Below are 1,627 nucleotides of genomic sequence, written 5' to 3'. Positions count from 1 at the left end.
CCCATCTTATTCATGACGGCGCTGTTCGAAGGCTGGCGAGCGTAGCATAGAGCGCTGAAACGGCGTAGGATTTGGTTGCTGACACCAACCCTTTCCGCTTCCACCGACCTGCCACGCTCGCCATGACGGACGATACGTTTCCCGCCTTCTCGTTTCCAGCCGTCGAGGGCAAGAAAGTCACAGCCGCGTTCGACGGCGGTCGCATTTCTTCGGACGGCGGCGTCTTGCTGCTGGCCATGGCGGAGCGCCGGCTCGGCGTCGCCCAGCGGCTGGCGCGCTGTTTTCCCGATCGCCGCGATCCTTCGCGCATCACCCACACCTTCGCCGATATGATCCGCGCCCGCATCTTCGCGATCGGCTGCGGCTATGAGGACGCCGACGATCTCGATTTTCTGCGCTCCGACCCGGCGTTCAAGCTCGCCTGTGGGCGCCTGCCCGACACGGGCCGCGATCTTTGCTCGCAACCGACGCTGTCGCGGCTCGAGAACGCGCCCGCCCTGCGCGATGTGATCCGCCTGACCTATGCGCTCGTCGACCAATGGATGGCCTCCTACGACGAGCCGCCGCCCTCCGTCACGCTCGACATCGACGACACATGCGACATCGCGCATGGCCATCAGCAATTGTCGCTGTTCAACGCACATTACGACGAGCGCTGCTTTCTGCCGATCCATGTCTACGACACCGAACAGAGCCGCCCCGTCGCCATGATCCTGCGCCCGGGCAAGACGCCATCCGGCGTCGAGGTGAGAGCGCATCTGCGCCGGCTCGTGCGGCATATCCGCAAATCTTGGCCGACGACCCGCATCCTGTTTCGCGGCGACGGGCATTATGCGCGGCCAGAGGCGATGGCCTGGTGTGAAGATCACGGCGTCGATTACATCTTCGGCCTTCCCGGAACCAGGCCGCTGTCCAAGAAAGTCGACGAGACGGCGGACGCTGTCCGCGTCGAGCGCGCCCTCGATGACAAGGACGTCGTGCGCGGCTATGCCGAGACGGGCCATCGCGCCAAATCCTGGGACAGGGAACGGCGCGCGATCGCCCGCATCGAAGCGACGCGGCTCGGCCTCGACATCCGCTTCGTCGTCACCAATCTCTCGCATGGCGCGCCGCAATGGCTCTACGACAGCCTGTATTGCGCGCGCGGTCAGGCCGAGAACCTGATCAAGCTGCACAAAACCCAGCTGGCGTCGGATCGCACGTCGTGCCGTTCCGCCGTCGCCAATCAGGTCCGCCTCGTGCTGCACACCGCAGCTTATTGGCTGATGCTCGCTGTGCGCGACGCCATCCCCAAGGTGCGCGATCTGGCGAAGGCGGAGTTCGCGACGTTGCGGCTCCGGCTGCTCAAGATCGCCGCCCGGGTCGTCGAGACGGCCAGCCGCGTGCGCCTTGCCTTCGCGGCCTGCTGTCCGGAAGCAGATCTGTTCCGCGGATTGCCCGCAGCCCTCATGCCCTGCGGCCCGTAACAAACAGGCGGGGCGTGAGCCCCCATCATCCAGCCGTTCCCTCCAGCGCGTTCACCCAAGTACGGTTCGTCAGACGGTGAAAAATCCGAACGATGGCGTGCGCCCGAAATCATGCGCCAGGCGATGGCCGGCAAAATCCGTGGTCGTCATGAATAGGACGG

Annotated in this window: 1 protein-coding gene; it reads left to right on the top strand. The window is 65.0% G+C overall.

Features of this window, described 5'->3' with window-relative positions:
• The first annotated feature begins 122 nt into the window (after positions 1-122).
• Positions 123-1,466, top strand: a complete 1,344-nt coding sequence (locus V5F77_RS28710; protein WP_429008456.1) for an IS1380 family transposase — start codon at positions 123-125, stop codon at positions 1,464-1,466.
• Positions 1,467-1,627 lie beyond the last annotated feature (161 nt).

This window comes from Roseixanthobacter psychrophilus (assembly GCF_043195195.1).
In the GTDB taxonomy this organism is placed as follows: domain Bacteria; phylum Pseudomonadota; class Alphaproteobacteria; order Rhizobiales; family Xanthobacteraceae; genus NCEH01.
This window is presented reverse-complemented; position numbering and strand designations above follow the sequence as displayed.

Excerpts from the sequence above, each read along its gene's own strand:
- V5F77_RS28710 (WP_429008456.1), top strand. The coding sequence starts at position 123 with ATGACGGACGATACGTTTCCCGCCTTCTCGTTTCCAGCCGTCGAGGGC.